The organism is Celeribacter naphthalenivorans (genome assembly GCF_020524585.1).
Taxonomy (GTDB): Bacteria; Pseudomonadota; Alphaproteobacteria; order Rhodobacterales; family Rhodobacteraceae; genus Celeribacter; species Celeribacter naphthalenivorans.
Map to the genome: position 1 here is coordinate 304,341 of NZ_JAIVLK010000007.1, position 26,463 is coordinate 330,803.

25 protein-coding genes and 1 riboswitch are annotated in these 26,463 nt (G+C 63.0%); of the genes, 7 read left to right on the forward strand and 18 right to left on the reverse strand.

From position 1 onward, the window contains the following. Positions 1-9: 9 nt before the first annotated feature. From LC094_RS16560 to cbiE, 4 genes are read right to left on the reverse strand one after another with little or no spacing between them, the layout of a single operon-like run. A complete protein-coding gene (locus tag LC094_RS16560; RefSeq protein ID WP_226553905.1) occupies positions 10-1,341 on the reverse strand; it encodes a cobyrinate a,c-diamide synthase in 1,332 nt (443 codons plus the stop codon). Further along, positions 1,338-2,135 (reverse strand): precorrin-4 C(11)-methyltransferase, encoded by a 798-nt coding sequence (gene cobM / locus LC094_RS16565; protein WP_226553906.1) that lies wholly within the window; start codon positions 2,133-2,135, stop codon positions 1,338-1,340. Before cobM ends, LC094_RS16560 begins: the two co-directional genes overlap by 4 nt. After that, complete coding sequence (locus tag LC094_RS16570; RefSeq protein ID WP_226553907.1) at positions 2,132-2,461, reverse strand: cobalamin biosynthesis protein; 330 nt, start codon at positions 2,459-2,461, stop codon at positions 2,132-2,134. Before LC094_RS16570 ends, cobM begins: the two co-directional genes overlap by 4 nt. Then, positions 2,458-3,648: a precorrin-6y C5,15-methyltransferase (decarboxylating) subunit CbiE gene (gene cbiE / locus LC094_RS16575; protein ID WP_226553908.1), complete on the reverse strand. Its 1,191-nt coding sequence runs from the start codon at positions 3,646-3,648 to the stop codon at positions 2,458-2,460. Before cbiE ends, LC094_RS16570 begins: the two co-directional genes overlap by 4 nt. On the opposite strand from cbiE, the gene LC094_RS16580 reads away from it, so the two are divergent. After that, entirely contained in the window at positions 3,647-4,429 is a 783-nt protein-coding gene (locus LC094_RS16580; protein ID WP_226553909.1) for a cobalt-precorrin-6A reductase, read from the forward strand. The genes cbiE and LC094_RS16580 overlap by 2 nt on opposite strands. Here LC094_RS16580 and cobJ read toward each other — a convergent pair. The 8 genes from cobJ to LC094_RS16620 form a co-directional block, all read right to left on the reverse strand. Continuing rightward, positions 4,378-5,139: a precorrin-3B C(17)-methyltransferase gene (cobJ, locus tag LC094_RS16585; RefSeq protein ID WP_226553910.1), complete on the reverse strand. Its 762-nt coding sequence runs from the start codon at positions 5,137-5,139 to the stop codon at positions 4,378-4,380. The genes LC094_RS16580 and cobJ overlap by 52 nt on opposite strands. Further along, on the reverse strand, positions 5,136-5,882 hold the full coding sequence (locus LC094_RS16590; protein WP_226553911.1) for a precorrin-2 C(20)-methyltransferase: 747 nt from the start codon (positions 5,880-5,882) through the stop codon (positions 5,136-5,138). The genes cobJ and LC094_RS16590 overlap by 4 nt, the downstream gene beginning before the upstream one ends. 3 nt (positions 5,883-5,885) lie before the next feature. After that, positions 5,886-6,515, reverse strand: a complete 630-nt coding sequence (locus LC094_RS16595; protein ID WP_226553912.1) for a precorrin-8X methylmutase — start codon at positions 6,513-6,515, stop codon at positions 5,886-5,888. After that, a complete protein-coding gene (gene cobG / locus LC094_RS16600) occupies positions 6,515-7,651 on the reverse strand; it encodes a precorrin-3B synthase (RefSeq protein WP_226553913.1) in 1,137 nt (378 codons plus the stop codon). The genes LC094_RS16595 and cobG overlap by 1 nt, the downstream gene beginning before the upstream one ends. Beyond that, positions 7,648-10,887, reverse strand: coding sequence for a cobaltochelatase subunit CobN (gene cobN / locus LC094_RS16605; protein ID WP_226553914.1), 3,240 nt, complete (start codon positions 10,885-10,887; stop codon positions 7,648-7,650). Before cobN ends, cobG begins: the two co-directional genes overlap by 4 nt. Beyond that, positions 10,887-11,942: a cobalamin biosynthesis protein CobW gene (gene cobW / locus LC094_RS16610; protein WP_226553915.1), complete on the reverse strand. Its 1,056-nt coding sequence runs from the start codon at positions 11,940-11,942 to the stop codon at positions 10,887-10,889. The genes cobN and cobW overlap by 1 nt, the downstream gene beginning before the upstream one ends. A 4-nt stretch (positions 11,943-11,946) precedes the next feature. Then, positions 11,947-12,315 carry a DUF1636 family protein gene (locus LC094_RS16615; protein WP_226553916.1) on the reverse strand — a complete coding sequence of 123 codons (369 nt, stop codon included), beginning with the start codon at positions 12,313-12,315 and terminating at the stop codon, positions 11,947-11,949. A gap of 122 nt (positions 12,316-12,437) precedes the next feature. Next, positions 12,438-12,661: riboswitch (cobalamin riboswitch) on the reverse strand. An 83-nt stretch (positions 12,662-12,744) separates the two neighbouring features. Further along, positions 12,745-13,443, reverse strand: coding sequence for a hypothetical protein (locus LC094_RS16620; RefSeq protein ID WP_226553917.1), 699 nt, complete (start codon positions 13,441-13,443; stop codon positions 12,745-12,747). Positions 13,444-14,019: 576 nt separating this feature from the next. On the opposite strand from LC094_RS16620, the gene LC094_RS16625 reads away from it, so the two are divergent. Next, complete coding sequence (locus LC094_RS16625; protein ID WP_226553918.1) at positions 14,020-15,324, forward strand: AAA family ATPase; 1,305 nt, start codon at positions 14,020-14,022, stop codon at positions 15,322-15,324. Then, positions 15,321-16,418: a ParB N-terminal domain-containing protein gene (locus LC094_RS16630; RefSeq protein WP_226553919.1), complete on the forward strand. Its 1,098-nt coding sequence runs from the start codon at positions 15,321-15,323 to the stop codon at positions 16,416-16,418. Before LC094_RS16625 ends, LC094_RS16630 begins: the two co-directional genes overlap by 4 nt. Before the next feature lie 68 nt (positions 16,419-16,486). Here LC094_RS16630 and LC094_RS16635 read toward each other — a convergent pair whose 3' ends face one another. After that, complete coding sequence (locus tag LC094_RS16635) at positions 16,487-17,533, reverse strand: tyrosine-type recombinase/integrase (RefSeq protein ID WP_226553920.1); 1,047 nt, start codon at positions 17,531-17,533, stop codon at positions 16,487-16,489. A gap of 126 nt (positions 17,534-17,659) precedes the next feature. On the opposite strand from LC094_RS16635, the gene LC094_RS16640 reads away from it, so the two are divergent. Both LC094_RS16640 and scpB read left to right on the forward strand, forming a co-directional pair. Beyond that, positions 17,660-18,544, forward strand: a complete 885-nt coding sequence (locus LC094_RS16640) for a DUF1403 family protein (RefSeq protein ID WP_226553921.1) — start codon at positions 17,660-17,662, stop codon at positions 18,542-18,544. Positions 18,545-18,546: 2 nt separating this feature from the next. Beyond that, on the forward strand, positions 18,547-19,140 hold the full coding sequence (gene scpB / locus LC094_RS16645) for an SMC-Scp complex subunit ScpB (protein WP_226553922.1): 594 nt from the start codon (positions 18,547-18,549) through the stop codon (positions 19,138-19,140). Between the two features lie 259 nt (positions 19,141-19,399). On the opposite strand, the gene cehG is transcribed toward scpB, so the two are convergent. After that, positions 19,400-21,028 carry a salicylyl--CoA ligase gene (cehG, locus tag LC094_RS16650; protein WP_264186567.1) on the reverse strand — a complete coding sequence of 543 codons (1,629 nt, stop codon included), beginning with the start codon at positions 21,026-21,028 and terminating at the stop codon, positions 19,400-19,402. A 146-nt stretch (positions 21,029-21,174) separates the two neighbouring features. Then, complete coding sequence (gene cehH, locus LC094_RS16655; RefSeq protein WP_226553924.1) at positions 21,175-22,329, reverse strand: salicylyl-CoA hydroxylase; 1,155 nt, start codon at positions 22,327-22,329, stop codon at positions 21,175-21,177. A 111-nt stretch (positions 22,330-22,440) separates the two neighbouring features. Here cehH and LC094_RS16660 point away from each other — a divergent pair, with 111 nt between their 5' ends. Together LC094_RS16660 and LC094_RS16665 are read left to right on the forward strand one after the other, a co-directional pair. Continuing rightward, the gene (locus LC094_RS16660; protein ID WP_226553925.1) at positions 22,441-22,845 is read left to right on the forward strand and encodes an acyl-CoA thioesterase; all 405 of its coding nucleotides are present in this window, start codon (positions 22,441-22,443) and stop codon (positions 22,843-22,845) included. After that, positions 22,842-23,624 (forward strand): IclR family transcriptional regulator, encoded by a 783-nt coding sequence (locus LC094_RS16665; protein ID WP_226553926.1) that lies wholly within the window; start codon positions 22,842-22,844, stop codon positions 23,622-23,624. The genes LC094_RS16660 and LC094_RS16665 overlap by 4 nt, the downstream gene beginning before the upstream one ends. On the opposite strand, the gene LC094_RS16670 is transcribed toward LC094_RS16665, so the two are convergent. The 3 genes from LC094_RS16670 to LC094_RS16680 all read right to left on the reverse strand — a co-directional run bounded on the left by LC094_RS16670 (position 23,621) and on the right by LC094_RS16680 (position 26,444). Continuing rightward, the gene (locus tag LC094_RS16670; protein ID WP_226553927.1) at positions 23,621-24,235 is read right to left on the reverse strand and encodes a nucleotidyltransferase family protein; all 615 of its coding nucleotides are present in this window, start codon (positions 24,233-24,235) and stop codon (positions 23,621-23,623) included. The two genes, LC094_RS16665 and LC094_RS16670, sit on opposite strands and share 4 nt — an antisense overlap. Then, the gene (locus tag LC094_RS16675) at positions 24,219-25,226 is read right to left on the reverse strand and encodes an XdhC family protein (RefSeq protein WP_226553928.1); all 1,008 of its coding nucleotides are present in this window, start codon (positions 25,224-25,226) and stop codon (positions 24,219-24,221) included. Before LC094_RS16675 ends, LC094_RS16670 begins: the two co-directional genes overlap by 17 nt. An 87-nt stretch (positions 25,227-25,313) precedes the next feature. After that, on the reverse strand, positions 25,314-26,444 hold the full coding sequence (locus LC094_RS16680; RefSeq protein ID WP_226553929.1) for an OmpP1/FadL family transporter: 1,131 nt from the start codon (positions 26,442-26,444) through the stop codon (positions 25,314-25,316). Positions 26,445-26,463 lie beyond the last annotated feature (19 nt).

A 26,463-nucleotide genomic window follows, 5' to 3' on the forward strand; every position in this document is an offset into this window, starting at 1 on the left:
AGCTTCGCCTCAACAGGTCGCCTCGGCGATCAGATGGAAAAACGTGCCGGTGACCCGCCCGCCCTCCGGCATCACGCGCACGGAGCCAGTCTCAGGAACCTCCGCACCATTCGGATCAACAACGCGCGCCAATGGGGCGTCGGGTTGCGAGAGAATATTCGCATAGTGGAACTCATGCCCGCGCAGCGCGTGGCCTGTGGCGAACCCCGGCATCGGCGACATCAAATCGGCACGGCGATACCCCAGATGCATCTTGCGCTTGGCAAAGCTGGTCTCCAGACCGAAAAGCCCCAACATTTCGTGGCGCTGCCCCTCGGCATCGACGATACCGGCGCCAAGCGCCATATAGCCCCCGCATTCGCCATGCACCGGGCGGGTTTGGGCAAAATTCCGCACCCCCTCGATAAAGCTGCGATTGCCGGAAAGCCGCCCGGCATGCAGCTCAGGATAGCCGCCGGGCAACCAGCAGACATCGGCGCTTGGATCAGGCGCCTCATCGGCCAGCGGCGAGAAGGGCAAAATGCTGGCCCCGGCGGCACGCCAAGCCTCCATCAAATGCGGATAGACAAAGGAAAACGCCGCATCCCGCGCCAAAGCGATGCGCTGGCCGGGCGGAGGCGCGGGCCTATAGGGGGCAAACGACCCCTCTTGCGCCGTGGCGCAGGCCATGATCGCGTCGAGATCGCAATGCTCGGCCACGATCTCGCCCGCATGAGACAGCAATCGCTCCAGTTCTCCGGTTTCCTCCGCCTGCACGAGGCCCAGATGCCGAGACGGCAACTCAATCCCGGCAGCGCGCGGCAGAACGCCCAACACAGGCAGTCCAATGCTCTCGAACCCACGCCGCACCAAGGCCTCATGCCGGGGCGAGGCGATTTTGTTCAACACAACCCCCGCCACCGTCACGTCCGCGCGAAACTGCGCGAGGCCCAAGGCCACCGCCGCCGCCGTCTGCGCCTGTCCCGAGGCGTCGATCACCAAGATCACCGGCCAGCCCATCAGCGCGGCAATGTCAGCGCTGGCGCCTGTCCCGGTTTCTCCCGGCACGGCCACGCCATCGAAAAGCCCCATCGAACCCTCGGTCACGATAAGATCTGCGGGGAAATCGGTGGTTCGCGCGGCGAGCGCGGCGATCTGCGCCGGTGTCATCGCCCAGGCATCGAGGTTGACCGAACTGCGCCCCGCCGCCGCCGCGTGAAACGCCGGATCGATGTAATCCGGCCCACATTTCAACGGTTGCACCGCGATGCCCCGCGCCCGCAGTGCCGCCAATAGACCCAGCATCAGCGTGGTCTTTCCCGTGCCCGAAGAGGCCGCCGCGATCACCAAACCGGGCGTCATGCGTCACCGCCTTTTGCGGTTTCAGGAAAGCGCGGATCGGTGCCCACGGGACGATAGCGCCGGTCGTAATCCCCCGCATAAAGCCGACTTTCGGCAAACTCTTCGGCCCCGATGGCACGGCCCACCAGAATGAGCGCCGTGCGCTCCATCTCCGCGCCGATGGCGGTTTTCAGGGTGCCAAGCGTCGCGCGCACCACGCGCTCGTCGGGCCAGCTCGCACGCCAGACCACCGCGACCGGACAGTCCGCGCCGTAATGCGGCACCAGCTCCGTGATCACCTTGTCGAGCACATGCACCGACAGGTGAATCGCCAGCACCGCGCCGGTCTTGGCAAAATTCTCAAGCGTCTCACCCGGCGGCATCGCCGTCGCCCGCCCCGAGGTCCGGGTCAGCACCACGGATTGCACGACACCGGGGAGGGTCAGCTCAGAACAAAGCGTGGCGGCGGCGGCGGCAAAACTCGGCACGCCGGGGGTGACGTCATAGGGGATGTCCAGCGCCCGCAGACGCCGCAATTGCTCCCCCATCGCCGACCACACAGACAAATCACCGGAGTGCAGCCGGGCCACGTCCTGCCCCGCCCTATGGGCCGTGGCGATTTCATCGATGATTTCATCAAGGCTCAGAGGCGCGGTGTTGACGATCCGCGCGCCCTCCGGGCAATGGGACAACAGGGCCTCAGGCACGAGGCTCCCGGCATAAAGACACACCGGGCAGGCGGCGATCAGGTCCCGCCCGCGCAGCGTGATCAAATCCGCCGCACCGGGTCCTGCGCCGATAAAATGAACCGTCATCTTCCGTCTCCTTCTGCGACAGCGATGGTCACGCCGCCGATGATTTTGCGTGTGTTCAAAAGTCGCGCGTTCCGCCCCGCCACCGCGAGTGCGGCGGCTTCGGCCACCGAGCCGGTACCATGGGCGTCAAGGGAGGCCTGCGACATTGTGGTCGTGGAGATGCCCGCGACCTCGGCGCTCTCGACATCGCATCCCAAAGCCTGCGCCAGCGCAGCCGCTTTCGGGGCGGCTGTGGCCACCCGGTCGACCGCCTCGACTGAGGCAAGTGCTGCGCGCAAGGCCTGAGTCGTCGCGGTGCTTTGAAAGCCCATTCCGGCGACCCTCATCGCGTCACACTCCATTGCACCACGGGGCGAGCCGCCGACCAGCCGCGCAATTTTCCCAAACCTTCGGCGCGTGACAGTTCGATACGCATAAGCGATCCGCCATGACGGGCGTGCAGCCCCGCCAAAAGCGCCTCGGTCTCAAGCGTCACCCCATTGGCCACGATCCGTGTTCCTTCGGGCAGATGCGCCCAAAGCCAATCGTAAAGCGCCGCCGTGCCGCCGCCGCCAATGAAAACGGCCTCGGGCAAAGGCAAATCGCACAGGACGTCGGGCGCGCGCCCTTCGAGGACGCGGATGTGCCGCGTCAGGCCAAAACCCTCGATATTCCTTTGAATATTGGCGATCCGGTCAGGACGCGGCTCGATCGTGATCGCCCGCCCTCCGGCCAGCCCCCATTCGACAGAGACCGAACCGGACCCGCCGCCGATGTCCCACAAAAGCTCTCCCGGTCGCGGCGCGAGTGCGGCCAGCGTCAAGGCCCGGATCGGGGATTTGGTGATCTGCCCGTCGTGGGCAAAGCGATCTTCGGGAAGACCCGGCACATGCGGCAGACCTACGTCACGAGGTAAATCCGCACCATCGAGCGCGACCGCCACGGGGGCCTCAATGCCGGGCAGATCGAAACGCTCCGCCTGCGTGACCCGCACCCGCTGATGCGGTCCGCCCATGCGTTCTAGCACATGCATATGAACCGCACCGAAGCCCTCTTGCACCAACCAGTCGGCCAGCGCGCGCGGCGTGTCCCCATCTCTGAGAGTCGCGACGACTTTTGCGCCGGGATGCAGCGCGCGGCGCAGCGCAGCGAACCCCGCCGCGTGAAGCCCCAGCGCCGTCACCTCTTCGATCCGCCATCCGAGATGGGCGCAGGCGAGTGACACGACCCCAGCCACAGGAAAGGCGCGCCATTCGCCGGGCGAAAGCTGCGCGGCAAGCGACCCACCGGCGCCAAACCAGAACGGATCGCCAGAAGCCAGAACCACCACCTTTTGCCCGCGACAGGCCAGCACCGGCGCGATGTCGAAGGGCACAGGCCAAGCCTGTCCTCGCCCCCCTGCCCCAGCCAGCTCGAGATGGCGCGGCCCGCCGAAAATGACCTCTGCCTCGGCCAAGGCGGCGCGGCTTGCATTCGACAACCCGTTCAGGCCATCTTCGCCCAGACCGACGATGCTCAACCACGGATCAGCCATGACACGTCTCCTTCTGCTGGGCGGCACCACCGAGGCCAGCCGACTGGCGCAACACCTCGCGGAGTGCGGGGTGGATGCGGTGTTTTCCTATGCCGGGCGCACGGCCCATCCGGTGGCGCAGCCCTTGCCGACGCGGATCGGTGGCTTTGGCGGCGTGGAGGGTCTTGTCGATTATCTCACCTTTGAGCGCATCAGCCATGTGATCGACGCCACCCATCCCTTTGCTGCGGACATGAGCCGCAATGCGATCCGCGCCGGAGCGCAGGCCGGGGTGCCTGTGTTGGGCTATGAACGTGCGCCGTGGCGGGCAAAAGAGGGCGATCACTGGACCCATGTCGCCGATATGGACGCCGCCTGTCAGGCCCTGCCAGACCGTGGCGCACGGGTGTTTCTGGCGATTGGCAAACAACAGTTGGCGGGGTTTGCGACGAAGCCTGAGAACCAATACCTGTTGCGCCTTGTGGATGCGCCGGAGGGCGCCCTGCCCCTGCCCGACGCCGAGGTCATTCTCGCGCGCGGCCCCTTTGACGCGGAGGGCGATCTGGAGCTTTTGCGTCGGCATCGGATCACCCATGTTGTGGCGAAAAACGCGGGCGGGGCGGGCGCGGAGGCCAAATTGATCGCCGCGCGCAGGCTTGGGTTGCCGGTGATCATGGTCGAACGTCCGGCGCTGCCCGCGCGCGACGTTCGTGACACACTCAAAGGCGTGATGGGCTGGCTCAAAATGCATCACGCAGTTCCTGCCGACACAGTGGTCGACACGGTGCCGCGCGGCGTGTAGACCCAGCGGCCGACCCGACGCGTGCTGGCATTGCCGACCAGAACCACCGTGCGCATATCGGCCATCTCCGGGCGCGCCTCGGACAAAGGCACCACGGTGATCTTTTCCTCAGGCGTTGACACGGCACGGGCAAAAAGGATCACCCGCCCGGCCTCGCATTCCTCGCGCAGAATCTCGAGCACGCGGGCGAATTGATGCGGGCGCGATTTGGAGCGCGGATTGTAGAAGGCCATCGCGAAATCGCCCCGTGCGGCGTGGCGCAAACGGCGTTCGATGAGCTCGAAAGGCTTGAGATTGTCGCTCAGATTGATCGCACAAAAATCATGGCCAAGCGGCGCGCCCGCGCGGGCGGCGGCGGCAAGCATGGCGGTGATGCCGGGCAGGATGCGAATGTCCGTCTCGGCAAACTCCGGCGCGGTCTCCAGCCGCTCAAAGAGCGCAGAGGCCATAGCAAAGACCCCCGGATCGCCCGAGGAGACAATCACCACACGCCGCCCTTCGGAGGCCATTTCCAACGCCTGCAACGCCCGATCAAGTTCGACGCGATTGTCGCTGGCGTGAAGCGTCAGCCCCTCGCGCGGGGGGACGCGGGCGACGTAGGGGATATAGCCCACGATGTCGGTGGCCTCGGCAAGCGCGGCCTGCACCTCCGGCGTGATCAAATCTTCCGCGCCGGGCCCCAGCCCCGCAACCGTCACCCAACCGCTCATTGCGCGGCCTCCATGCGCACGGCCTCGGGTCGCCGTCCGTGACCATGCACCAGAACGATGGCGAAATAAGGACAATCCGTTGCCTCCGTCTCGGCCAGACGCACGATGCGTTCGCCCGCCATGGTGCCGCGTTCCACGAGCCAAGCCGCGTCAAGCCGCCCGGCGCGGGCCAAGGCGCGTTTGACCTTCGGCAGGTTGCGCCCGGTTTTCATCACCACAATCGCGTCCGTGGCCGCCATGCGCGCGACCATATCCTCCTCATCCATCGTGCCCATCAACACCGTCAACACGTCATCGCCCCAGGTGATTGGCGTGCCGGTCGCGGTCCAGCATCCGGTCATGCCGGTGATGCCGGGAATGACCTCGATCTCCACCCGGTCGCGCAGCCGCGTATAAAGATGCATGAAAGAGCCGTAGAAAAACGGATCGCCCTCGCAGAGCACGACAATATCCGTGCTCTGCGCCAGCGCCTCAAGACGCGCCGCCCAGTCGTCGTAAAACGCGGACAAAAGCGCGTTGTAATCTGGGCTGTTGAACGGCACCTCGGTGGTGACCGGATATTCCATCGCCAGCTCAATGGCACTCTCAGCGAGCAGCCCCTCGACGATCTGACGTGCCTGACCCTTGCGGCCTTTCTTGCGGAAATAGGCGACATGACCCGCGGTCCGCACCGCGCGTTCGGCACGGCGTGACATCAGATCGGGGTCGCCGGGGCCTAGCCCTGCACAGATGATCCGTCCCATGGGTTACTCCTTTCGCGAGGCGAGCGCGTTGATCGCCGCCACGGTGATGGCCGAACCGCCCAGACGGCCCTCGACGATGAGCGCGGGCACGGGGGCGGCTTCGATAAGTGCGTCTTTCGATTCCGCAGCCCCGATGAAGCCGACCGGACAGCCGATGATCGCTGCCGGGCGCGGACAGGCGGGGTCTTCGAGCATGTTCAAAAGGTGAAACAGCGCGGTGGGCGCATTGCCGATCGCCACCACCGCGCCCTCGAGATGCGGTCGCCAAAGCTCCAGCGCCGCCGCCGAGCGGGTGTTGCCCATCTCTTTCGCCAACCCCGGCACAGCGGGGTCGTGCAGGGTGCAGATCACCTCATTTTCCGCCGGCAAGCGCGCCCGCGTGATGCCTTCGGACACCATCCGCGCGTCGCAGAGGATCGGCGCGCCGCCTTCCAACGCGGCCCGCGCCGCAACGGCCATGCCGGGGGTAAAGCGAATGTCCCGCTCCAGCCCCACCAAGCCGCAGGCATGGATCATCCGCACGGCGACAATCTCTTCTTCCGGGGTAAACCGGGCCAGATCGGCCTCCCGGCGGATGGTGGCGAAGGACTGTTCGTAAATCTTCGCGCCATCCATTTCATAGGTGTAGGGCATTAGAAAAACTCCGAAATATGTCTTGGTTCAGAGGGGGAAATCACGGCTGTCTCAGGCGTGTCCGAGGCTCGCCCGTCCCGGATCACCGACAGTCCCGCAGGCGTTGCCACAAGCGTCAGATCGGCAGGCAAAGGCCAGGCACAGCCCTTAGAACAGCCCGAAACATGCAGCGTTTTGCCCTCTGGGAGGTGGGACGCGAGACTGCGGGCCAGATCGCGGGTCGGGCCATGCGCCTGAAGACACGCGGGCGCACCGGTGCAAGCATGGGCACGCAAAAGCGGATCGGTCGGATCGGAGATCAGCCCCGGCAGATTGGGCATCCACGTCAGGCCTTCGGTCAAGATCATGCGCCATGGGGTCACCCGCAGGGGCCCGAGCGCAGCAAGCGCCCCCAATGTGTCCGCGTCGATCTGGCCAAAGGCGAAGGCGACCAAAGCCCCCTGCTTCACGATCCCCGGCAGAGGCTGAGACTGGGCGGGGGCGGGTGCAATCGCGGGGGCAAGCTGACCTTCGGGGCGGGCACTCGTTGCGATCAGCTGCGCCATGCGGCCACGCCCTTCGGTGACTCCGCCCGCCTCAAGGAACCACTGCGCCAGAGCCAGTGCGGCCTCCGCCGCCGCCGCCTCAGTCACGGGCGCGCCCAGATCACAGCCTGCCGCACGCAAAAGCAGCGTGCCATCCGCCGCCCGCTCAAACCGGATGTCGGCCTGCACATCCGTCATCACCGGCGCAGCCCCGCAATCGAGGATGAACCCGAATTTTCCGGGCAGCTCAGGCGCGTCCCCCAAGGCGCGCTGCAAGGCCTCCGCCAAACGATATGTTCTGGCATCGGCAAAGGGCGTGACGATGATGTTGCGCCGGGTTTCCGCGGCGACATCAGCGTCGATCAGATCGTGCTTTCGGAGCGTTGAAATCAGAGGCGCATGGGTCTCTGGCGTCACGCCCCGGATCTGCACATTCGCCCGCCCCGACAGCTCAATCACCCCATTGCCATAGCGTTGTGCCACCTCCGCAATGCCGCTCGCCTGCCTCTCTGTCAGACGCCCGGACGGCGGGCGCACCCGCACCACCAAGCCGTCGCCAGACGCCATCGGACGCAATGCGCCGGGGCACCAGCCCTGCACCTTGAAACTCATCTGTCCTCCTCCAACGTGGCCGCGATGGAATTGCGCCGGGTTTGCCAAAGTCCGGCCTCCGCCAGCCGGGCGAAGAGATCGCGCAGGACCTGCAAAGCGCCGGGATTTTCGCGATCCAGAAAAGCCACCACATCCGCGCGCCCTAGAGTGGCCTCGTGATAAAGATCAAAGAGATGCGCGGGCACAACCTGTGCCAGATGCGCGAAAGCCGCGAGATGATCCAATGTGGCCGCGATCTCCGCCCCGCCGCGAAAGCCGTGCCGCATCATGCCCGCCGCCCAGGCCGGATCGGTGGCGCGGGCGCGCACCGTGCGGGCGATCTCTTCGGTCAGGCTGCGCGCGCGAGGGCGGTCGGGTTGTGTGGCGTCCAGATGATAAAGCGCAGGCCTCTGCGCCCCGAGCCGTGCCAGAGCGGCGGCGAACCCGGCCTCATGCGCGGCATAATCCGAGGCCATGAGCACATCGCTTTCCGGCAGGTCCTGCGCATGGACAAAACTGTCCGCGCCCCGCAGCCGGGTTTCGAGCGCCGTGCGGTCTGGCGCAATCTCGCCCGTTTGCGAAATCGTGTAAGAAGACGCGGCCAGCCACGCCTCGCCCGCCATCTGGCGCGCTTCGGGGGTAAATTGATCGAGGGCCACGCCCATGCCCAGACCGTAGTGGCCGGGTTTCGGAGCAAAGACCCGCGCGATCCGTGTCAGGTAAGGATTGTCGGCGGCATCCTCATCCCGCCGCGCCAAAGCATCAGCCCCGGTTTCAAAAAGCTGCGCCAGACCGGGGAAAATGTCGCGAAACAGGCCAGAGACCCGCAGGGTCACGTCGATGCGGGGGCGGTCCAAAAGCGCCAGCGGCACGATCTCGACGCCGGACACGCGGGCCGCATTCTCGTCCCACACGGGCTTCAGCCCCGCCAGATGCAGCGCCATGGCGAATTCTTCGCCGCCCGTGCGCATCGTGGCCGAGCCCCAGAGATCGACGACCAGCCCCTTGGGCCAATCGCCATGATCCTGCAAATGTTTGCGCAACAGCTCCTCGGCCAGCTTCACACCCTGCGCATGGGCCGTGCGGGTCGGCACGGCGCGTGGATCGACGGCGAAAAGATTGCGTCCGGTGGGCAGGACATCCGTCCGCCCGCGTGCCGGGCTACCCGACGGCCCTGCTGCCACACGACGGCCAGAGAGCGCGGCGCTGATCCCTGCACGTTCCTCTGCGCCGCACTCCCCCTGCCCGTAGACATGCAACCCGTCGCCGAACTGGCTTTCCTTGATATCGCAGACAAAGCGATCAATCCGGGTGAGCACTTCGGCGGCATTGGCCTCATGCGGGATGCCGAGGTCTTCGGAAACGCCGCTGGCCTGTGCCTCAAGCTGAATATCGGCGATCAGACGATCGCGCCGCGCCGGGTCCAGCCCGTCGGCGGTGGAATATTCATCGAGCAACTGTTCGAGATGGCGCAGCCCGATGGGCACTTCTGCCGAACGCATCGGCGGCGGCATGTGGCCCAAAGTCACGGCCCCAATCCGGCGCTTGGCCTGCGCCGCCTCACCGGGGTCGTTGACGATAAAAGGATAGATCACCGGCAAAGGCCCCAACAACGCCTCGGGCCAGCATGTCGCACTCAGCGCCACCGCCTTGCCCGGCAGCCATTCGAGCGTGCCATGCGCGCCCATATGCACCATCGCGTGAAGCCCCTCTTCGCGCAGCCAGAGGTAAAAGGCGACATAGGCGTGGCGGGGAATGCGGTCGAGGTCGTGATAGCTGTCGTCGCGGTCGCGGGGATCGCCGCGCTCGGGTTGCAGCACAATGAGGACATTGCCGCGTTTCATGGCGGCGAAATGGAAAGCCTCGTCTTTGACCGCAGGATCGCGTTCAGGCAGGCCCCAAGTGGCGGTCAGATCGTTCTGAAGCTGTTGCGGAAGCTGTGCCAGCGCCGCATGATAGGCGCTCAGCGGCCAGGACAGGCGTTCGGTCTCAAGCGCCTCTGGCCCCGGCCCGTCGCTGACCTGATAGCCCTCATCGCGTAATTGCGCCAAAAGCGCCTCTGTCGAGGCCAGCGCGTCGAGGCCAACGGCATGGGCCATCTGCCACGGACGCCCCGGATAGGTCGACAGCACCACGGCCAATTGGCGGTCCCGCGCCTCCGTCGAGGCCAGCCGATGCCAGCTTTCGATCCTGTCCAATGCGGCATCGATCCGCTCTGGATCGGCGCGATGGACAAAGCGGGCATAGTCTAGATCGGGATCGCGCGGCTCTGGCGCTTTGAACGAAACGAGCCCTACGTGCAGCCGCCCGTCCACCTCCGGCAAAACGACATGCATCGCCAAATCAGCAGGCGACAACCCACGCTCGGCCCCGGCCCAGTCTTTGCGCCGCGCGGTAGAAAGCGCGACTTGAAACACTGGGCACTCAAAGCCGTCAAAGGGCGTTTGCCCCTCCGGATTCTGCGCCGAAAAGGCGGTGGCATTGACGATGAAGGCGGGTCTGCGCGGGCCGAGGGAGGCGGTCAGCCAAGCGCCAAATCCCGGCGCCTTGAGCGACGGCGCATAGACCCCGTAGGCGGCAAATCCGCGCGCGCGCAGGCCGGTGATCAACGCATCAATCGGTGCGGTGTCGGCGGCGGCAAGATAGGAGCGGTAGAAACTCACAAGCGCCAGTGGGCCTTTGTTTCCAAGGGCTTCTAGCGCGCCTGCGTCGGGACAGTAAAACCCGTGAGTGGGGATTTGTGTTTCCCCCGGCACGGGCGGGACCGGAAGGTCCGAGGCCCTTGCAAGTTCCGCCAAAGCCGTCTGTGCCGCAACCGCGCCGCCCGCATCGCAGAGGGTTTTGAGCAGTCGCAGAACCGGGATCGGCACCGTCGACAGCGCATCGAGCCGGGGATCGTCGCGCCCGTCGGCAGGCAGCACCGCCAGCGCAATCCCTTTGCGTCGGGCGAGATCCTGAAGACTGGCAAGACCATAAGGCCAATAGGCCTCGCCGCCTATCAGCCGCACGAGAATGCCCTTGGCCCCCGAGAGCGTATTTTCGACATAGGTGTCGACCGACACCGGATGGCGCAGGTTCACCAGATTGGCGAGGCGAAGCGTCGGCAAACCGCCTTTTCCGCGCCGCCAGCCCGCCGCGAAAGCCCCCAGATCACTGTCAGAGAACGACAGCACCACCAGATCCGCAGGGCGTTGCCCCAGATCGGTCGGCACCTCGGTCTCCTCAAGGCCGTGGCTTTCGCGGAAGGTGACGTGCATCAGGCGGGAACCCCAAGCAGTTCGGCGCGAATGGCCTCTTCGTTCACGTCGTCATGTTCGCCGATCACCACCAAGGCCGAGCGGCGCGGGTCGGCGCCCCAGGGGCGATCGAACTGGTGCCGCACCCGCTCGCCCACCGCCTGCACCAAAAGACGCATCGGCTTGCCGGTGATAGCGATATGGCCTTTGACACGCAGAATGTTCTGCTCACGGGCGAGGCGTTCGATGGCGGCAATCAATGGGGCCGGATCGTCGATCTCCGGCAGGTCGATCACCACCGTATCGAAATCGTCATGCTCGTGGTCGTCCGCCCCGTCGTGATGCGAGGGGCGCGCGGCGAGATCGTCTTCGGCAGCGGCGTTGAGCCCCAGCACGATTTTCGGGTCGATCACACCTTCGGTCAGCGGCAGGATCGGCAGTTTGCGCGGCACTTCGGCATCGATCACCGCGCGCGCCGCCGCAAGACCCGCCTCGCCCGCCAGATCGGCCTTGGACAAGAGCACCAGATCGGCGCAGGAAATCTGATCCTCGAACACTTCAGAGAGCGGGGTCTCGTGGTCGAGGCTGTCATCGGCCAGACGTTGCGCATCGACGGCGGCCACATCGGGGGCGAAACGACCGGCGGCGACGGCTTCGGCATCGGCCAATGCAATCACCCCGTCCACGGTGATTTTCGAGCGAATCGCGGGCCAGTCGAAGGCCTTCAACAGCGGTTTTGGCAGCGCAAGCCCGGAGGTTTCGATCAGAATGTGATCGGGCTTTTGCGGCCGCGCCATCAGCGCCTCGATCGTCGGGATGAAATCATCCGCCACAGTGCAACACAGACAGCCATTCGCCAGCTCGACAATGTTCTCATCGGGGCAATTCTCGTCCGCACATTGGCGCAGGATGTCGCCATCAACTCCCACGGTGCCGAATTCATTGACCAAAACGGCCAACTTGCGCCCGCCCGCATTGCCCATCAGGTGGCGCACCAGCGTGGTTTTGCCTGCGCCGAGAAAACCGGTGATGACGGTGACCGGGATTTTGGCCAAATCGGAATGAGGATTGGTCATGACATTACTCCTGCTCAAATGTCGGGAAAGGGGGAATGCGCGCGAGGCTTTGTTTGCGAAAGATCACAGGGCGCTCGCGCCACGGAACAAGGCCGTTTTCGGTGGCGGCATAGGCGGCGGCGCCAGCCAGAATGTCGGGGGCATCGGCGGCGGTCATCCGACCGTAGACATAGGACCATTTGCCCGGCTCACTGAGCGCCACGGCGCAACCGTTTGAACAGGCAGAGAGGCAAGACACCTCGTGGATCACCACATCGTCCGGAGCGCCATGATCACGCAGAGCGCGCAACAAATACGTACCCGGCCGCGTCTCGTCCGTGGGATCGGCATCGTCACGCTTGCAGGTGGTGCAAACAGATAAAATCGTTGGCATTTTGCCCGTTCCTCTCGCCAATGGCCTTCCGGTGGCTTTGGGAGAAACGCGCCAGTGGACAGGGAACAAAGGTCAAGACAGCGACCGGCCCTCTCCTCCCGGTCGCGAAACACCCCGTTCGCCGGTCATCATCAACATTGGCAGGTCTCCCGGCTTGCGGATTTCGAACGCCTCTGTTGCGTTCTGCGGTTGCTTCACCTTCCCAGCTCGAAAGCCAGTGGCCCAAAGCACCCTTTCCGGTCACGGTCGCGGGGGCGGCTGCGCTTGGGTCCTCGTTTTGACAAAGACCCTGTCGCATTCCCTTTTCACCTGCCAAACGGCAGGAACCAATGCACCCTTTGATTGAGTGAGTTGCGTTCTATTGTCAAGCGATCGAGCAATCCGTGGCGTAAACAATAGACGCGGCAAGCCTCTACGTCCCTCTCGGTCTTACCCGAGGATGATCACCTCATCCACATCGCCATCGACCTGTTTGACCGCGCTTAGGCAGAGTGCATTGAGATGGGTGGCCACATAATGCGCATGAAAGCGGCTCGGGGCCGTGAGGTAGAGCCTGCGTCCAACCCGTTCGCCACGGCTCAGGGCGGCGATCCAGCTCGCATAGCGTGCGGGGTCTTCCGCATAGATCAAACTGCGCGCCAGCCCCCATTCCGTTGAGCTATCGACCTCAGGTGCCGCGACCGCCCTGCCCTGTGGTTGAAGTGGCACGACTTTCGCGTCGGTCTCTGGCGGGGTGTCCCCTCGCCCTTCCATCCTCTGTTCGAAATCCGGCCCGACGTCGGCCCAGATCGGCCGCGTGTCCTCAAGGATCTTTTCGAAAGCCAGCGCATATTGCGTCACCCGTCCCCGCGCGCCCTGACGCTTGACGAGGAGCCATTCCATGGCGCGGAGCTTGGCCATCTCGCGTTTGACGGTCCGTTCCTCGACGCGCCACATCCGCGCGATTTCACGTTGACCGATGGCAAGCTCGTTGCGCTGCCAATTGTAGCGTGCTGTGATGAGGGTCATGAGACGGAGGCAAAGCACTTGTTTGCCCTTAGGCTGAGAGAGCGCATAGGTCCCGAGTGCTGTGAGCACATCGTATTTGACTGCGGCGGCCTGCGGGCCCACCGGTTTGATCGACAACATCTGTCTCGCCCTTCGCAGAGGTCTCTCTGCTTTTATCCGTCGCCGCATCCGTGTCTTGTGTCGGGATACGTCTTTGCCTCAATCATTCCGAAGAATGTTTCCCGAGATGTCCGCGTCAAAGGTGAAACCCTCCGAACAACCGCGCTCTCGGCGTTTTTTATGATCTTGAAACAATTTGCGTTGAGTTCGTCGATTCTGTCAAGCGACTCCTGTTGGCATCATCCCAACCAAATTCCTCAAAAAAAGAAAAAGAAAGGTATTAATGGTATAGGGGGACACGCAGGCTGTCCCCTATTTGAGGGCAAAATGTCCCCCAATAGATAGCGGAAGACCCGAAGCTGACCCCCTATTTAGCGGGTTATCCCCGAGAGGTTTCGCCCCGGAGGCTCATGCTCACGACCTCTGATCCGAATCAGACAGCACCTAGGGAGCGGTAGAAAACACAGGGGTTTTCTGCAATTCAGCGCTTTTGACGCTTTTACTTTAATTTACGCTTTTAGGTTTTGCAATTTTTCTATTTTCCGCGTAAATCCGAAACAGATAATAGAAAGCGTCCCCGCGGGGACAGGAGGCACAATGTTTACCCATGAAGACTTGTCGCGACTACAGGCCCAGTCGCTCAAGATGCAGGGATTTATCCGGCAGCAGACTTATTCCCCCGAGCGTGAGAAGACGCTCCGCAGATTTTCGAGCTGGGAGGTGGCGGAGCTCATCTTCAAGGTCAACCAATCCACCATGCGCGGCCGTCTGGCTGCCGACCCGTCCCTGCCGCAGGGCTATGTCGAAGAGGACGGGCGTCAGCGCTGGTATACACTCGAAGAGATCAACGAGCTGCGCCGCCGTCTTAAGGTGAGCCGCAAGTCCCTCATGCCGACCCGCCCGGCGGGCAAGCGGGCGATCCGTGCGGCGATTGCGAACTTTAAAGGCGGCGCGGGCAAATCCACCGTGGCGCTTCACTTCGCTCATGCCGCCGCGCTCGATGGCTACCGCGTCCTTTGTGTCGACTTCGATCCGCAGGCGACGCTGTCCCACTCCATGGGGCTTTCGGATGTGGCCGAGGAGTTCACCGTCTGGGGCATCATGGCGCGCGACCTGATCAATGAGACAGAGCGCATGAATGCCGCGACCCGTGGCGCAGAGAGCGGGTCCGCCCTGCCCCAACGCCGCCTGCCCTCTTCTATCACCGACATGGGGCTCGCGGACCTGCGCGTCGCGGACTTTATCAAGCCGACCAATTGGCCGACCATCGACATCATCCCGTCCTGCGCCAATGCGGCCTTTGTCGAATTCGCCTCTGCGCAATATCGTCACCTCAATCCGGAGTGGTCGTTCTTTGCTGCCGTGAGCCGCTATCTCGACGCCCTGCCCGCCGACGCCTACGACATGATCATTTTCGACTGCCCGCCCGCGATCGGCTATCAGTCGATGAATGCGGTCTTTGCCGCTGATGTGCTTTATATCCCCTCGGGCCCGGGCTACTGGGAATATGACTCCACCACCTCTTTCATCGGTCAGCTCGCCGAAGCGCTCGAAGATCTCTCCGCCTTCAACGGCGTTGTCCCCGCGGGGACAAGCAATCTGCCGAAGGTGTTTCACGACATCCGCTTTCTGCTGACACGGTTCGAGGCGGGCAATGAGTTGCACCGCGCGATGCGGGAGGCTTTTGAAAAGGTGTTCGGGGATAGGCTCACCCAGAACCCGATTGAGATGACCCGTGCCGTTGAACAGTCCGGTCGCTTTTTGTCGTCGATCTATGAGACCGATTACCGCGACATGACGCGTGAAACCTGGCGCCGCGCGCGGTCCTCTTTCGACAATGCGTATGAAGAATTCCGTGGGCACCTTCTCGAGGCCTGGGGCAATCTGGAGGATGAGACATGAGCAAGAAACGCCGCGTCTTTGATATCGACTTTCCGACCGACCCGGTCGAGGAGGAAACCGCCGCGCCTGTCCCCGCGGGGACAGAAGAGGCGGAGGTGCGCGAAGCCCGTCGTGGCCCGATGGCCAGCGCCATTCAGGAAAACGCCTCCGCGCTCCGCGAACGCCAAGCTGCCGAGGCGGCGATCCGCGAAGAGAACGACCGCCTCGCCCATGATTTTGTGCGGATGAAAAAACAGGGTTTGATCGTCGATCTCGTTGCGATTGACGCCGTGTCCACGTCGAAACTCACCCGCGACCGGAGCATCACGCGCGATCCCGATCTGGACGAGTTGAAAATCTCCATCCGCGAACTTGGCCTCTCAAACCCGATCCGCGTGGAGCAGGTTGGCGACGGCTATGAGCTTGTGCAGGGGTTCCGCCGTCTCACCGCCTACCGCGAACTTTTTGCGGAAACGGGCGACGAACGTTTCGCAAAAATTCCGGCGGGCCTGATGTCGAGCGGTGAGGCTCTCGATGGACTTTACCGTCGGATGGTCGATGAGAACCTCGTGCGTCGTGATATTTCTTTTGCGGAAATGGCGGCGCTTGCGCGGGCCTATGCCGCCGATCCGGAGACCGAATGCGCGAACGTCGAGGAGGCCGTCGCCATTCTCTACGCCTCGGCGAACCGGCAGAAACGCAGCTACATTCGTCACTTCGCGACACTCTTGGATCATATCGGGGGCGCGCTCAAATTTCCGGAAGCGATCCCGCGTGCCCTTGGTCTCGATCTTGAGAAAAAGTTCGCGGACGATGCGGCGGCGGTGACGCGCGCAAAATCGCGGCTCGCGGCGGCGATGGCGACGACGGCAGAGGCCGAGATTGAGGTGCTGCGTGGTTTGCTCACCGAAGTGCGCAAAGCCGAAAAGAAAGCGCCAGCGGGAAAAGCCAACACGCTCAAAACCACGTTCCGCATGACTGTCCCCGCGGGGACAGTGCGCTGTGCGGTGCAGGATGGGCGGCTTGAACTGCGATCCGACATGGACTTTGGTCAGATGGAAAAGCAGAAACTGGAGGCCGCGCTGGCTGCGTTCTTTGCCGAACTGGACAGCTAAAGCACCCGATCAGATGACATGAGAAAGGCGGTCCAAGTGGCCGCCTTTTTTGTTTTTCGATCTTGCGTTTAAAGCCCGGCGGCTTGCGTCAGATTGATCCGGAACCGATCCCGCCGCCGCTGATACCTGCGCGTCATTTCGACAGAGGCGTGGCCGAGGTGTTTTTGAATATACCGCTCATCGACATCCGCTGAGCTTGCCAGACCCGCGCGCAGGCTGTGACCAGAGAACAGCGCGAGACGCTCTTTTTCCGGAAGCTCTGCGCGCAGGCCTGCTTTCAGAACCGTGTGCTTGATAAGACGCGCGACGTGTTTGTCGCTGAGGCGGTCCTCCAAAGCGCGTTTTCCATCGCGGGAGGTGCGGACGAACACAGGCCCGAAGCCGATCTTCGCGAAGTGCAGCCATTGCTCCAACGCATGAACTGGGCAGGTCGCGTCCGTTGAGCCGCGTCCGATTTCGACCTCACGCCAACCGGTCTTGGAATTGAGCGTCAAGAGCGCACCTTCCTCATAGATCGTGACCCAGCCGCCGCTGTCCTCTGTGTCGTCTTTGTGCACGTCGAGGCAGACAATCTCGGTCCGGCGCAAGCCACCGGCATAGCCCATAAGCAAAATCGCCCGATCCCGCAGCCCGCGCAGATCATAGGGCAGGGTGGCGACCATGGCCTGAATGTCCTCTGGAAAAATCGCTTCCTTTTGGACCGGCGGGCGGGCGTGTTTGCGTTTGATGCCCGCGAGGATGCGGGCGATGTGGCGTTCCTTGCGGTTCAGGGTCAGGCCGCGCTGCGCGTAGTTCCATGAGAGGCCGGAGAGGCGACGCTCGATGCTTGCCACCGTCAGAGGGGCGGTCTTGTCTGAGGGATGTGCGAGGTCGGTGAGATAGAGGCCGATAAGTTCCGGCGACGGGGGCAGGGGGTCCGTGCCCTTCATCCGGCACCACCGCGAGAAATGCGCCCAGTCGGCGGCGTAGGCTTTCGCTGTGTTCTCCGCAACCGTGGCCTCCGCATAGGCGCGCGCGGTTTCCACCAGGCGCTCAAGCGATCCTGATCCTGCCACGTGATCGGGCAAATCAATTTCCACGTCTTTGGGCGGCGGGTTTGCGGGTATTTTGGCCATGTTTTGGAGCCTATAACCATTGCGTCCGATAATGCAAATGTATTGGACATAATAGGATCGTAAAAACTGCGGCGGTTTTAGGGATATTTTCTGGAAGAAAGCGCCGTGGTGGTCTAGGCTCCGGTCATGAAAATGACTCCGCCAGACATCGCATCAGACCAGAGAACCATAGTGCCTTTGCCGCGCTGGGTCACCGCACGGCGAACTGAAACCTTTGAAGATGTGGCTTTTTTGTCGGGTTATGCCCTCGGACATCTGCATTTGGTGGCGGGGCAGCCCGAGGTGCCCCATGCCTTGTTGCGAGAACGGCTTGCGTTGCGTGCAGCGGAGGCCTGTGTGGCTTTTTCCGGTCGGATTGAGCGGGCTGCGGATCTGCGCGACAGCTATCATTTGTTGCGTCCCGGAGACCTTCCCGGACCTGCGGGAGAGGTCTATTTGCAATGGCGTCGGGCAGTGGAGCGGCCAGTGTCCCCGCGGGGTCTGCATCGCGCTTTGCCCGATCTTGACGCGATGGATGTTGCGGTGTGGCTCGATGCGGGAGAGGGGGTGCCGCTTCGACGGGCGGTGGCGGTGTTGGAGACCGTGCTGACAGAGCGACCCCGTGCGCGGGCCACGGCGTTGATCATGGCCGACGCCGCATTCGCTCAGGGGATGGGGGCGACGCATGTCTTGCCGTTGCTCTCGCTCGGGGTGAAGCGGGCGGCTTTTAATGCGACGGGCGAAGATTTGGTCGAGGCCTGCCATCGCGCGGTGCTTTCTGCGGTGCCCGAGGTACTGACACTTGCCGCCGATCTCACGCGCCGGGCGGCGCATCTCAGGGCGATTGCACCGCAACTTCGAGCCAAAGGGGCAGGCGAAGCGGTTGCGATGTTTTTGACGCGGGATGCGGTGGCCCCTGCGGCGCTTCCGCTGCCGGATCGTGCCGCGCGGCGGCTCTGCGATCGGTTGGTCGAGTTGGGCGCGGTGCGCGAGCTCACCGGACGCGATAGCTTTCGGCTTTATGGGGTGTGAACATGGCAGGGGCTCAGCGGACAGCTGAACTTGATCGCGAGTTGGAGGCTTTGCCGCCGGACCGGCGGTGGCGTGAGTGGATGCATCGGATCGAAGCCGTGCTGTTTGCCTCTGCCACGCCCGTGCCGCGCGAAGATCTTGCACGGGTCGTGGGGCAGGGCGCCTCGGTCGATCTTCTGGTTGCGGATCTGGCCGCTGATCTTGAGGGGCGAGCCTTTGAGATCGCCAAGGTTGGAGGTGGCTGGGTGTTCCGGACGCGCCCCACCTATGCGCCTGCGATCCGTGCGGCGGCGGATGTTGGCGCTCAGCTTCAGGACCTGAGCGAGTTTGACATCGCGGTGCTCGCTGCGGTGGCCTATCACCAGCCGATCACCCGCGACGGGTTGAAGGATATCTTTGGCAAGGAAATCAGTCGCGACCTGATCGGCCGTCTGCATGATCGCCATCTCATCGGCACCGGGCCGCGCAGTCCGCGACGTGGGGCGCCCTATACATTCGTCACGACGGAACAGTTTCTGGTCGCATTCGGCTTTGAGAGCCTGCAAGACCTGCCGGATCGTGAACAGTTGCAGGATTCCGGGCTGGAGAAGTCTTGAAATGGGCTTGGTGCGTCAGCGCATATCGGGTCACTTGGAACGAGCTGGAGCTTTCAGCACGGCAGAAGACCAGCTTCATGAACCAGAAACCTCCGCCCCGTTAATGTGACAACATCGCTCTCGTTCATTGGGCCGAGTACCGGTCACGGTCAGATCGCCGGGCGGGAAAACGATCAGCGGTGCCATTAAAGACCATGGAGGCTTACGACGCGGGGGAAGACCTATGACATAGCTTTGTTCTTTTTGCGTTTCTTTCAGCTTAACCGGCATCGGACAACAACGCCTGACGATCGATTTTGCCGGTCCCGGTCTTAGGCAGATCGGCCACATAGTCGAACAGGCGCGGGGCTTTGAAGGGGGTGAGTTGGGATTTGACGTAGTCGCGCAGCTTGCCGGTCTCAGCGTCGTCGGAGGCCACACCGGTGATCAGCGTGACAAAGGCTCTGAGTGCCATGCGTTTGTCGGCCAACTGGACCGCGAGCACCGCACATTCATGCACGTCGGGGTGTTCGTTGAGGCAGCGTTCGACCTCCAGCGGCCAGACCCATTGACCCGACACTTTGATCAGCTCGTCTGCGCGGCCCTGGAAATAATAGTAGCCATCGCGCTTGATAAAGCGGTCGCCGGTGTAAATCCAATCGCCCCGCACGGTCTCTGCGGTTTTGTCCGGGCGGTTCCAATAGGTTGGCGTCGAAGAATGTCCGCGCACGTACATCACGCCCTCTTCGCCGGGTTCGGCGGGCTGGCCCTCCGGGGTCTCAAGCCGTACCTCATAGCCGGGCACCCGCGCACCCGCCGCCCCGATACGATGATCGTCGAGCGCATTGGAGAGGTAGATGTGCAGCAATTCGGTCGAACCGAGCCCCTCGGTCGGCCCGTGCCCGACCAGCGCCTTCCAGGCGTCATAAACATCTTCGGACAGGATCTCCGCCGCCGACATGGATTTTTTCAAGGACGACAGATCGTGATGGTTCACCGCATCGGCACGCGCAAGCGCGGTGTAGAGCGTCGGAAGGCCAAAGAGCACCGTCGGGCGATGGCTCTGGATTGCGTCCAAAACCACATCCGGGCGCGGCTGTCCCGGCACCCAAAGCGAGGCGGCGCCGACGGAGAAAGGAAAGATGATCGAATTGCCGAACCCATAGGCGAAATAGGCCTTGGGCACCGAATAACAGATGTCATCGGCGGCGAGTTTCAGCACATGTTCGCCAAAGCTTTGCTGCACATAGGCCATGTCGTGATGCAGATGCACGATGCCTTTCGGACGTCCGGTCGACCCAGAGGAATACATCCAGAAGGCCATGTCATCGGGGCCAGTGTCACTGGCCTCAAGCGTGGTGGCGTGACCTGTCAGGAAGCTCTCCGCAGTGATCTGTCCTGCGGTCGCGGAGGTGTCGCCATTGGCCACGATTGTGGTTTCAAGGGCGGTGCCTTCGATGGTGTCGCCGGAGAAGGTCGCGGCAAGATCGGCATCGACGAGGGCAAAGCGCGCGCCGCTGTCCTTGAGGAAATAATTGATCACCTCGGGTTTGGTTTGAATGTTCAAAAGCACCGGCACAAAGCCTGCGCGCACGGCGCCAAAGAACGCCGCCGGGAAGGTGGGCGTGTCATCGAGGAAAAAGGCGATGCGTTCCCCGCGATGCAGACCCGCTTTGACAAAGGCATTGCCCCAACGCGCGGCCTCGCCGATCAGCTCGGCATAGGTGAGCGTGCCGGAGGGGCTGAGCACCGCCGTCTTGTCCGGGTTGCGGGTCAGGTTTTGCCACAAAAGCTCCGAACAATTCGGGTGATCGGCTTTCACATAGCCGATCTCCTCGGCGCCCGGCGTGGTCTCGGCGACCGGATCGAGGATCGCGAGTGTGGTGTCATTTTTGTGCGTGGGGGTCATCTCAGTCATGTCTTCCTCCGCCATAACTTTGGCCATAACTTTTGGCTGCGCTTATGAAGGCGCATGCGAATTCGTCGGGCGTTTTCGCCTCGTCCGAAGGTTTTGGAATTTAGGTGGCCGGGCGGGGACACCGCCCGGCGTGTCGCTTAGCTCGCGACAGTCTGTGCCCGGGGGTGCGTGCGGGCGTAGTCCGCCGCGAATTTCGGCGCGATTTGATGCAGGCGCTCTTCGGTCATCCGACCTGAACGCATCAGGTAGTCATGGGCGAAATCCATCGGATCGAGCTGCATCTTTTCGCCAAAGGTCTCGTACCAGGTGGCCGAGGTGTTGGCCGCATCGACGATCTTTTTGGCGACCGGCGGTCGGCTGGCCTGATAGGCGGCAAGGGCCTCGTCCAGATCGGTGTGATCCTTGAGCGCATGGACCAGCGCAATCGCATCTTCCATCGCCAGACGGGTGCCGGAGCCGATCGAGAAATGCGCCGTATGCACCGCATCGCCCAAAAGCACATTGCGTCCGGCGACCCAGGTCTCGCACCAAAGCCGCGGGAATTGCCGCCACATGGATTTGTTGGTCACCAGATCGGTGCCCTTGAGCACATCCTTGAACAACTCACCGCAGAGTTTCGCGCTCTCATCCTCGCTCATCTGGTCAAAGCCATAGGCCTTGTAGGTCGCATCCTCGCATTCGACGATGAAGGTCGAGCGATCCGGCGCGAAACGGTAGTGGTGGGCGTTGAGCGGGCCTTTGTCGGTCTCGATAAAGGTTTGCGTGAGCGTGTCGAAGGGGATCGTCGCGCCGAACCAGGCAAAATGATTGTCGAAATGCTCATAGGTGGGTTTGAACTGATCGACAAAGCTCTGACGCATGAGCGAATTGAGCCCGTCCGCGCCGATCACCAGATCCGCTTCGACATCATCGAGGGCGTCCACATGCGTGTTGAAACGGATGTCGACGCCAAGCGCGCGGGCGCGATCTTTCAGGATTTCGATCAGCTCAAGTCGCCCGACAGCCGTAAACCCGACACCGTCCAGCGTCACCTGACCCTTGGGCAGGTTCAGCGTCATGTCCTGCCAACGTTCCATATGCGGCACGATGAGGTCATGGGTTTCCGGGTCGTCGGCCTTCAGGAAATCCAGCGCGCGGTCCGAGAAAACCACGCCAAATCCAAAGGTTGCCCCCTCCGGGTTCTGTTCGGTCACGCGCAGTTTCACATGCGGCAGAAGGCGGCGAATGAGGATGGCCGTGTAGAGACCACCCGGCCCGCCGCCGAGAATTTCAATCCTGTTCACTTTGGACATGGTTCCTCCCTTGTTCCTCCGTTGAGATCGCTTTCTGATCTCTGGACCTGTGTCGAGGAATACGGTAATATTCAAAATAACGCAAATAGTTTCATAATAAGGAAAATAACAATGGCGCCTATCCTGACCGTCGACGTCACATTCGGAGACTGCGATCCGGCCGGTATCGTGTTCTATCCAAACATTTTTCGCTGGATGGACGCGGCATTTCAAAAGTTTCTGCGTCCGATTGGCGGGCATCGCGCCGTGGAGGAAGAGTTCGGCAGCATCGGGCTTGGGCTGGCCGATGCGCAGGCGCAGTTCCGCTCCACGATTCGTGAGGGCGATCTGTTGGATGTGTTTCTGAGCGTTGAAAAATGGTCGGGGCGCAGTGTGACCCTGCGCTACGAGGGGCGCGTGGGGGAGCGTCTGGCCTTTGAAAGCCGCGAGGTGCGTTGTCTTTTCATTCGAACGGAATCCGGTATTGTCGCCGGAGACATCGGCGCGCTGCGCAGCAAACTCGAAGAGGCATCATGACGGAAGAGACGGGACACGGCCTGAAATCTCTGGATACGGCGTTGAGTGTCCTGGCGTTCATGGGCGACCACGATGGCGCGCTGTCTCTGTCGGATATTGCGCGCGGCTGCAATATGCCGCCCAGCAAGGTGCACCGCTATCTCGCCTCTTTCGTGACCGCCGGATTGGTCAAGCAACAGGGCCGCTCTGGTCGCTACGATCTTGGCCCCGCTGCGATGCAATTGGGGCTGGCGGCCATTGCCCGGCATGATTTCGTCAATGCCACCGCCGATGGCCTGCCGGAGCTGGCGCTGCAAACCGGCATGACCGTGCTTTTGGCCGTTTGGGCGAATGAAGGCGCCACGGTTGTGCGCTGGCAACGTGGCCTGTCACCGACCGTGACCTCAATCGGGTTGGGGACGACGCTGCCGCTTTTGTCCTCGGCCACCGGGCGGATTTTCCTTTCCTATGCGCCGAAAGCGGCGATCAAACGCGCGCGCGACAACGAGTTGCGCCGCGCGGCGCGGGCGCCGGGGACGCTGCCCGATGTGGCCGCGACCGCCGAAGGGCTGGAGCAGTTGAAAACCGCGATCCGGGCGCGGGGCTATGAGACACTATCGGGTGAATTCATTCCGGGTCTGGTGGCAGCCGCGGCGCCCATTCTCGATTGGCAGGGCGAGGCGCAGGCCGTCGTGACACTCGTCGGTGTGGATCCGGCGCATGTTGCTCCCGGCTCGGAGCCGCTTGCGGCGCTGCGTCGGTTTTGCATGACGCATTCCGTGGAGCGCGCTCCGGTCTAAAGCACGTCCGTTCCGTCTTTGGTGTCGCCAAAAGGATCGGCAAGGTCATCCGGCAGATCAACGTCGCGCAGGTGCGCCTCCGGCAAGGACAGACATTGCCCTGTCGGAATGCGGCTGAGCCAGGCGCGTGCGCCCTGATCCGCTTCGACCCGCAGAATCTCCGGCACCCATTCCACCGGCAGCAACACCGGCGGCAGGCGCGCCGGGCCCAAACGGGCGCAGGCCGGGGCGCCCTTGGCGATCAAGGCATCGATGTCCTCGCGCGTCACCCAAGGCATATCCGCCAAAAGGATCATCACCTCTTGGGTCTCCGGCGTGAGATGCCGCAGCCCGGCCTTCAGACTGTCGGATTGCGCGCCACCCGCCGGGATCGTCAGTGTCTCCAGCCCCGAAGCCTGTGCGAGTCGCTCAACCTCAGGCGAGGAGACCACCGCAAAACGCTGCACGGCCTCCGTTTCTGCGGCCAGCCGAAAGGCGGCTTCGGCCAGCGGGCGGCCTTGGAGCGGGGTGAGCAATTTGTCTGTCGAGCCAAATCTACATGAGGCGCCAGCGGCCAGCACGATCATGGCGCGCGGGCGGGGATTGGCGGGGGAGTCAATCGAGTTTGGCATATTCGAACACCTGCGCCAGAACGCCCGCAGCAATGGCATAGGGTGCGCGGGCATGGGCCACGAGGCCAAAAGGTTTGACCATCCTGTCGATCTGATCGCGCGGCACGCCAAGGGTTTCGAGCATCATCTCGCGTGTGGCCCGCGCCGCCGCACTGCCAAGCGCGCCGACATAAAAGGCGGGGCTCGCCAGGGCATGCGCAAGCAGGGGCGGTTCCTTGTCGTGATCGTGGAAAAACAGCGCCACGGCAGAACGCGCGTCCAGCTGCACCGCGTCTTGCGGCGTGTCCGGCCATCCCGGCCCGGTGAACGGATAGGCGCCTTCTGCGGTCTCGGTCTTTGGGTCAATATCGGGGCTGTACAACAGGGCCTCGATGTCGGTGGCATGGGCCATGTCGAACAACGCGCGCGCCTCCGGTCCTTTGCCGAAAATCACCAGACGCGGGCGGGGCTGAATCTCAAACGTATGGCCGCCGGTCTGCGCGCCGCTGACGAGGCGCCCGTTGGTGAGGCGATTGTCTTGTGTGACGGTCAGGCGCAGCGGGCGCCGCGTACCCAGACAGGCCAAGGCGTTGGCGATCACCCGCGGCTCGGGCCGGGGAATGAGAGTGATATCAAGCCCGCCGCCGCAGGGCAATTGCAGATCCATGTAAGGCGAGCCGCGACCGTAGCGCAGGCGTTTGCCTTCGCCGGAATTCAAAGCGTCACGGGCGTGCAGGATGACATCGTCTTCGATACATCCCGAAGACAAGGTGCCCCAATGGTCGCCTGAGGCGGAGATGACCATCGCGGCGCCAAGCGGACGATAGGAGGGGCCTTCGATCCCGGTGACCATGGCCAGACAGAGTTCATCGCGCAGAGTGCCGTTCTGTGCACCGTCACCTTTGCCGACACCTGCACCGTCCCGCGCAAAGACGTGCAGCGGGACATCGGTTTCACAGACCTGCAAAATGGTTGAGGCCTCTGAGGGCACGATGGGGTCTGTTCTGTGCATATCTTGCATAAGCGTCTCGCGATGCCGTTATTGATGCCGTGTCCCCAAGGGCCATACGGCCCGAGGGGGTGACTTTGAGGCTGTGGCTCAGAATGTCCACCCGTAGCTGAAAGAGGCAACCACGAAATCCGTGTCCATCTCATCGCCCGCACTCGGGCCGCTGCCCATGGCGCGATCACCAAAGTCATATTCGATCCCGGCGGTGAATTCGTGGCCATTGCCGAGCTGCTTGGTGAAACCGACCGCGACCACATTCGAGTCAATCGCAGGCAACATCGGAATGGCGCTGACGTAATCCGTGTCGAAATGCCGGTCCGCAAAAGTCACACCGCCGCGGAGCGTCAGGTCGGGGCGCATCTCATAGGACAGGCCGACACGGTAGATGTTTTGGTCGCGAAACCCGAACAGATCACTGAATTCCGTATCCCCCCAATTGATCCGAAGATAATCGGCGGCAAGCGTCAGTTGATCATTCAGATCGACCGCAACGCCCAGGCCAAATTGTTCCGGCAAGTCGATTTTGCCCCCGACCGGGGCAAGAACGTCGTCGGAATAGCCCTTCAGCTCGCCCATATGGATTTTTGAGCCATACATCATGCCGAGGCTGACATTTTCGTTGACGTTCCAGAGCGCGCCGAGACGCAGGCCCGCGCCGGTCGAGTACTTCAGCCCATGATCGCCGACACCGGGCAGGTTCTTCAGCTCAAGGAGATGCACCGCCAAGGCCGCAGAGGCGCCGATGGCGAAATCGGGCGTGGGTTTATAGGTCACGGTCGGCAGAACCAGCGTGGATTGATAAAGCCCTTCGCTGCCGTTGGGCGCGCCGGTGTAGAGTTGATCGTCATATTTCGCCGCCCCGCCGCCCGACAGGGTGGAGACGCCGACAGTCCATTGGTCATTCAGCGGACGGTTGTAGCCGATCTCCGGCACCGGGGCAAAACCCGTGCCTTCGTTGTCGATGCCGCCGAAGGTGCCCTCCATCTGCAAAAAGATCAGCTGGGTGCCCAGATCGAGGCGATGCCCGACAAAGGCCATGCCTGCCGGGTTGTTCGAGGCGGCCATGGCGTCCTGGGGAAAGGCCAAAGAGGCCCCGCCCATGCCTTGGGCCTTGCTGCCGTAGCCGGTGAGCTGGGTGCCGTTGGTGGCCATCGCCGGTGTGGCCGCGATCCCGGCAACACAAAGCCCCGCGCCCGCAAGCGTGTTGAGAATGGTTTTCATACTGTTCCTCCCGTTGAGG

What these genes read in the sequence shown, in the direction of transcription:
- scpB (WP_226553922.1), top strand. Translation starts at nt 18,547, where the DNA reads ATGGCAGGGGCTCAGCGGACAGCTGAACTTGATCGCGAGTTGGAGGCT.
- LC094_RS16590 (WP_226553911.1), bottom strand. Translation starts at nt 5,882, where the DNA reads ATGGGACGGATCATCTGTGCAGGGCTAGGCCCCGGCGACCCCGATCTG.
- LC094_RS16665 (WP_226553926.1), top strand. Translation starts at nt 22,842, where the DNA reads ATGACGGAAGAGACGGGACACGGCCTGAAATCTCTGGATACGGCGTTG.
- LC094_RS16635 (WP_226553920.1), bottom strand. Translation starts at nt 17,533, where the DNA reads ATGGCCAAAATACCCGCAAACCCGCCGCCCAAAGACGTGGAAATTGAT.
- LC094_RS16580 (WP_226553909.1), top strand. Translation starts at nt 3,647, where the DNA reads ATGACACGTCTCCTTCTGCTGGGCGGCACCACCGAGGCCAGCCGACTG.
- LC094_RS16675 (WP_226553928.1), bottom strand. Translation starts at nt 25,226, where the DNA reads ATGCACAGAACAGACCCCATCGTGCCCTCAGAGGCCTCAACCATTTTG.
- LC094_RS16680 (WP_226553929.1), bottom strand. Translation starts at nt 26,444, where the DNA reads ATGAAAACCATTCTCAACACGCTTGCGGGCGCGGGGCTTTGTGTTGCC.
- LC094_RS16670 (WP_226553927.1), bottom strand. Translation starts at nt 24,235, where the DNA reads ATGCCAAACTCGATTGACTCCCCCGCCAATCCCCGCCCGCGCGCCATG.
- LC094_RS16560 (WP_226553905.1), bottom strand. Translation starts at nt 1,341, where the DNA reads ATGACGCCCGGTTTGGTGATCGCGGCGGCCTCTTCGGGCACGGGAAAG.
- LC094_RS16620 (WP_226553917.1), bottom strand. Translation starts at nt 13,443, where the DNA reads ATGTTGTCGATCAAACCGGTGGGCCCGCAGGCCGCCGCAGTCAAATAC.
- LC094_RS16615 (WP_226553916.1), bottom strand. Translation starts at nt 12,315, where the DNA reads ATGCCAACGATTTTATCTGTTTGCACCACCTGCAAGCGTGACGATGCC.
- LC094_RS16640 (WP_226553921.1), top strand. Translation starts at nt 17,660, where the DNA reads ATGAAAATGACTCCGCCAGACATCGCATCAGACCAGAGAACCATAGTG.
- LC094_RS16630 (WP_226553919.1), top strand. Translation starts at nt 15,321, where the DNA reads ATGAGCAAGAAACGCCGCGTCTTTGATATCGACTTTCCGACCGACCCG.
- cobW (WP_226553915.1), bottom strand. Translation starts at nt 11,942, where the DNA reads ATGACCAATCCTCATTCCGATTTGGCCAAAATCCCGGTCACCGTCATC.
- LC094_RS16595 (WP_226553912.1), bottom strand. Translation starts at nt 6,515, where the DNA reads ATGCCCTACACCTATGAAATGGATGGCGCGAAGATTTACGAACAGTCC.
- cehG (WP_264186567.1), bottom strand. Translation starts at nt 21,028, where the DNA reads ATGACCCCCACGCACAAAAATGACACCACACTCGCGATCCTCGATCCG.
- cobJ (WP_226553910.1), bottom strand. Translation starts at nt 5,139, where the DNA reads ATGAGCGGTTGGGTGACGGTTGCGGGGCTGGGGCCCGGCGCGGAAGAT.
- cobN (WP_226553914.1), bottom strand. Translation starts at nt 10,887, where the DNA reads ATGCACGTCACCTTCCGCGAAAGCCACGGCCTTGAGGAGACCGAGGTG.
- cobM (WP_226553906.1), bottom strand. Translation starts at nt 2,135, where the DNA reads ATGACGGTTCATTTTATCGGCGCAGGACCCGGTGCGGCGGATTTGATC.
- cbiE (WP_226553908.1), bottom strand. Translation starts at nt 3,648, where the DNA reads ATGGCTGATCCGTGGTTGAGCATCGTCGGTCTGGGCGAAGATGGCCTG.
- LC094_RS16660 (WP_226553925.1), top strand. Translation starts at nt 22,441, where the DNA reads ATGGCGCCTATCCTGACCGTCGACGTCACATTCGGAGACTGCGATCCG.
- cehH (WP_226553924.1), bottom strand. Translation starts at nt 22,329, where the DNA reads ATGTCCAAAGTGAACAGGATTGAAATTCTCGGCGGCGGGCCGGGTGGT.
- LC094_RS16570 (WP_226553907.1), bottom strand. Translation starts at nt 2,461, where the DNA reads ATGAGGGTCGCCGGAATGGGCTTTCAAAGCACCGCGACGACTCAGGCC.
- cobG (WP_226553913.1), bottom strand. Translation starts at nt 7,651, where the DNA reads ATGAGTTTCAAGGTGCAGGGCTGGTGCCCCGGCGCATTGCGTCCGATG.
- LC094_RS16625 (WP_226553918.1), top strand. Translation starts at nt 14,020, where the DNA reads ATGTTTACCCATGAAGACTTGTCGCGACTACAGGCCCAGTCGCTCAAG.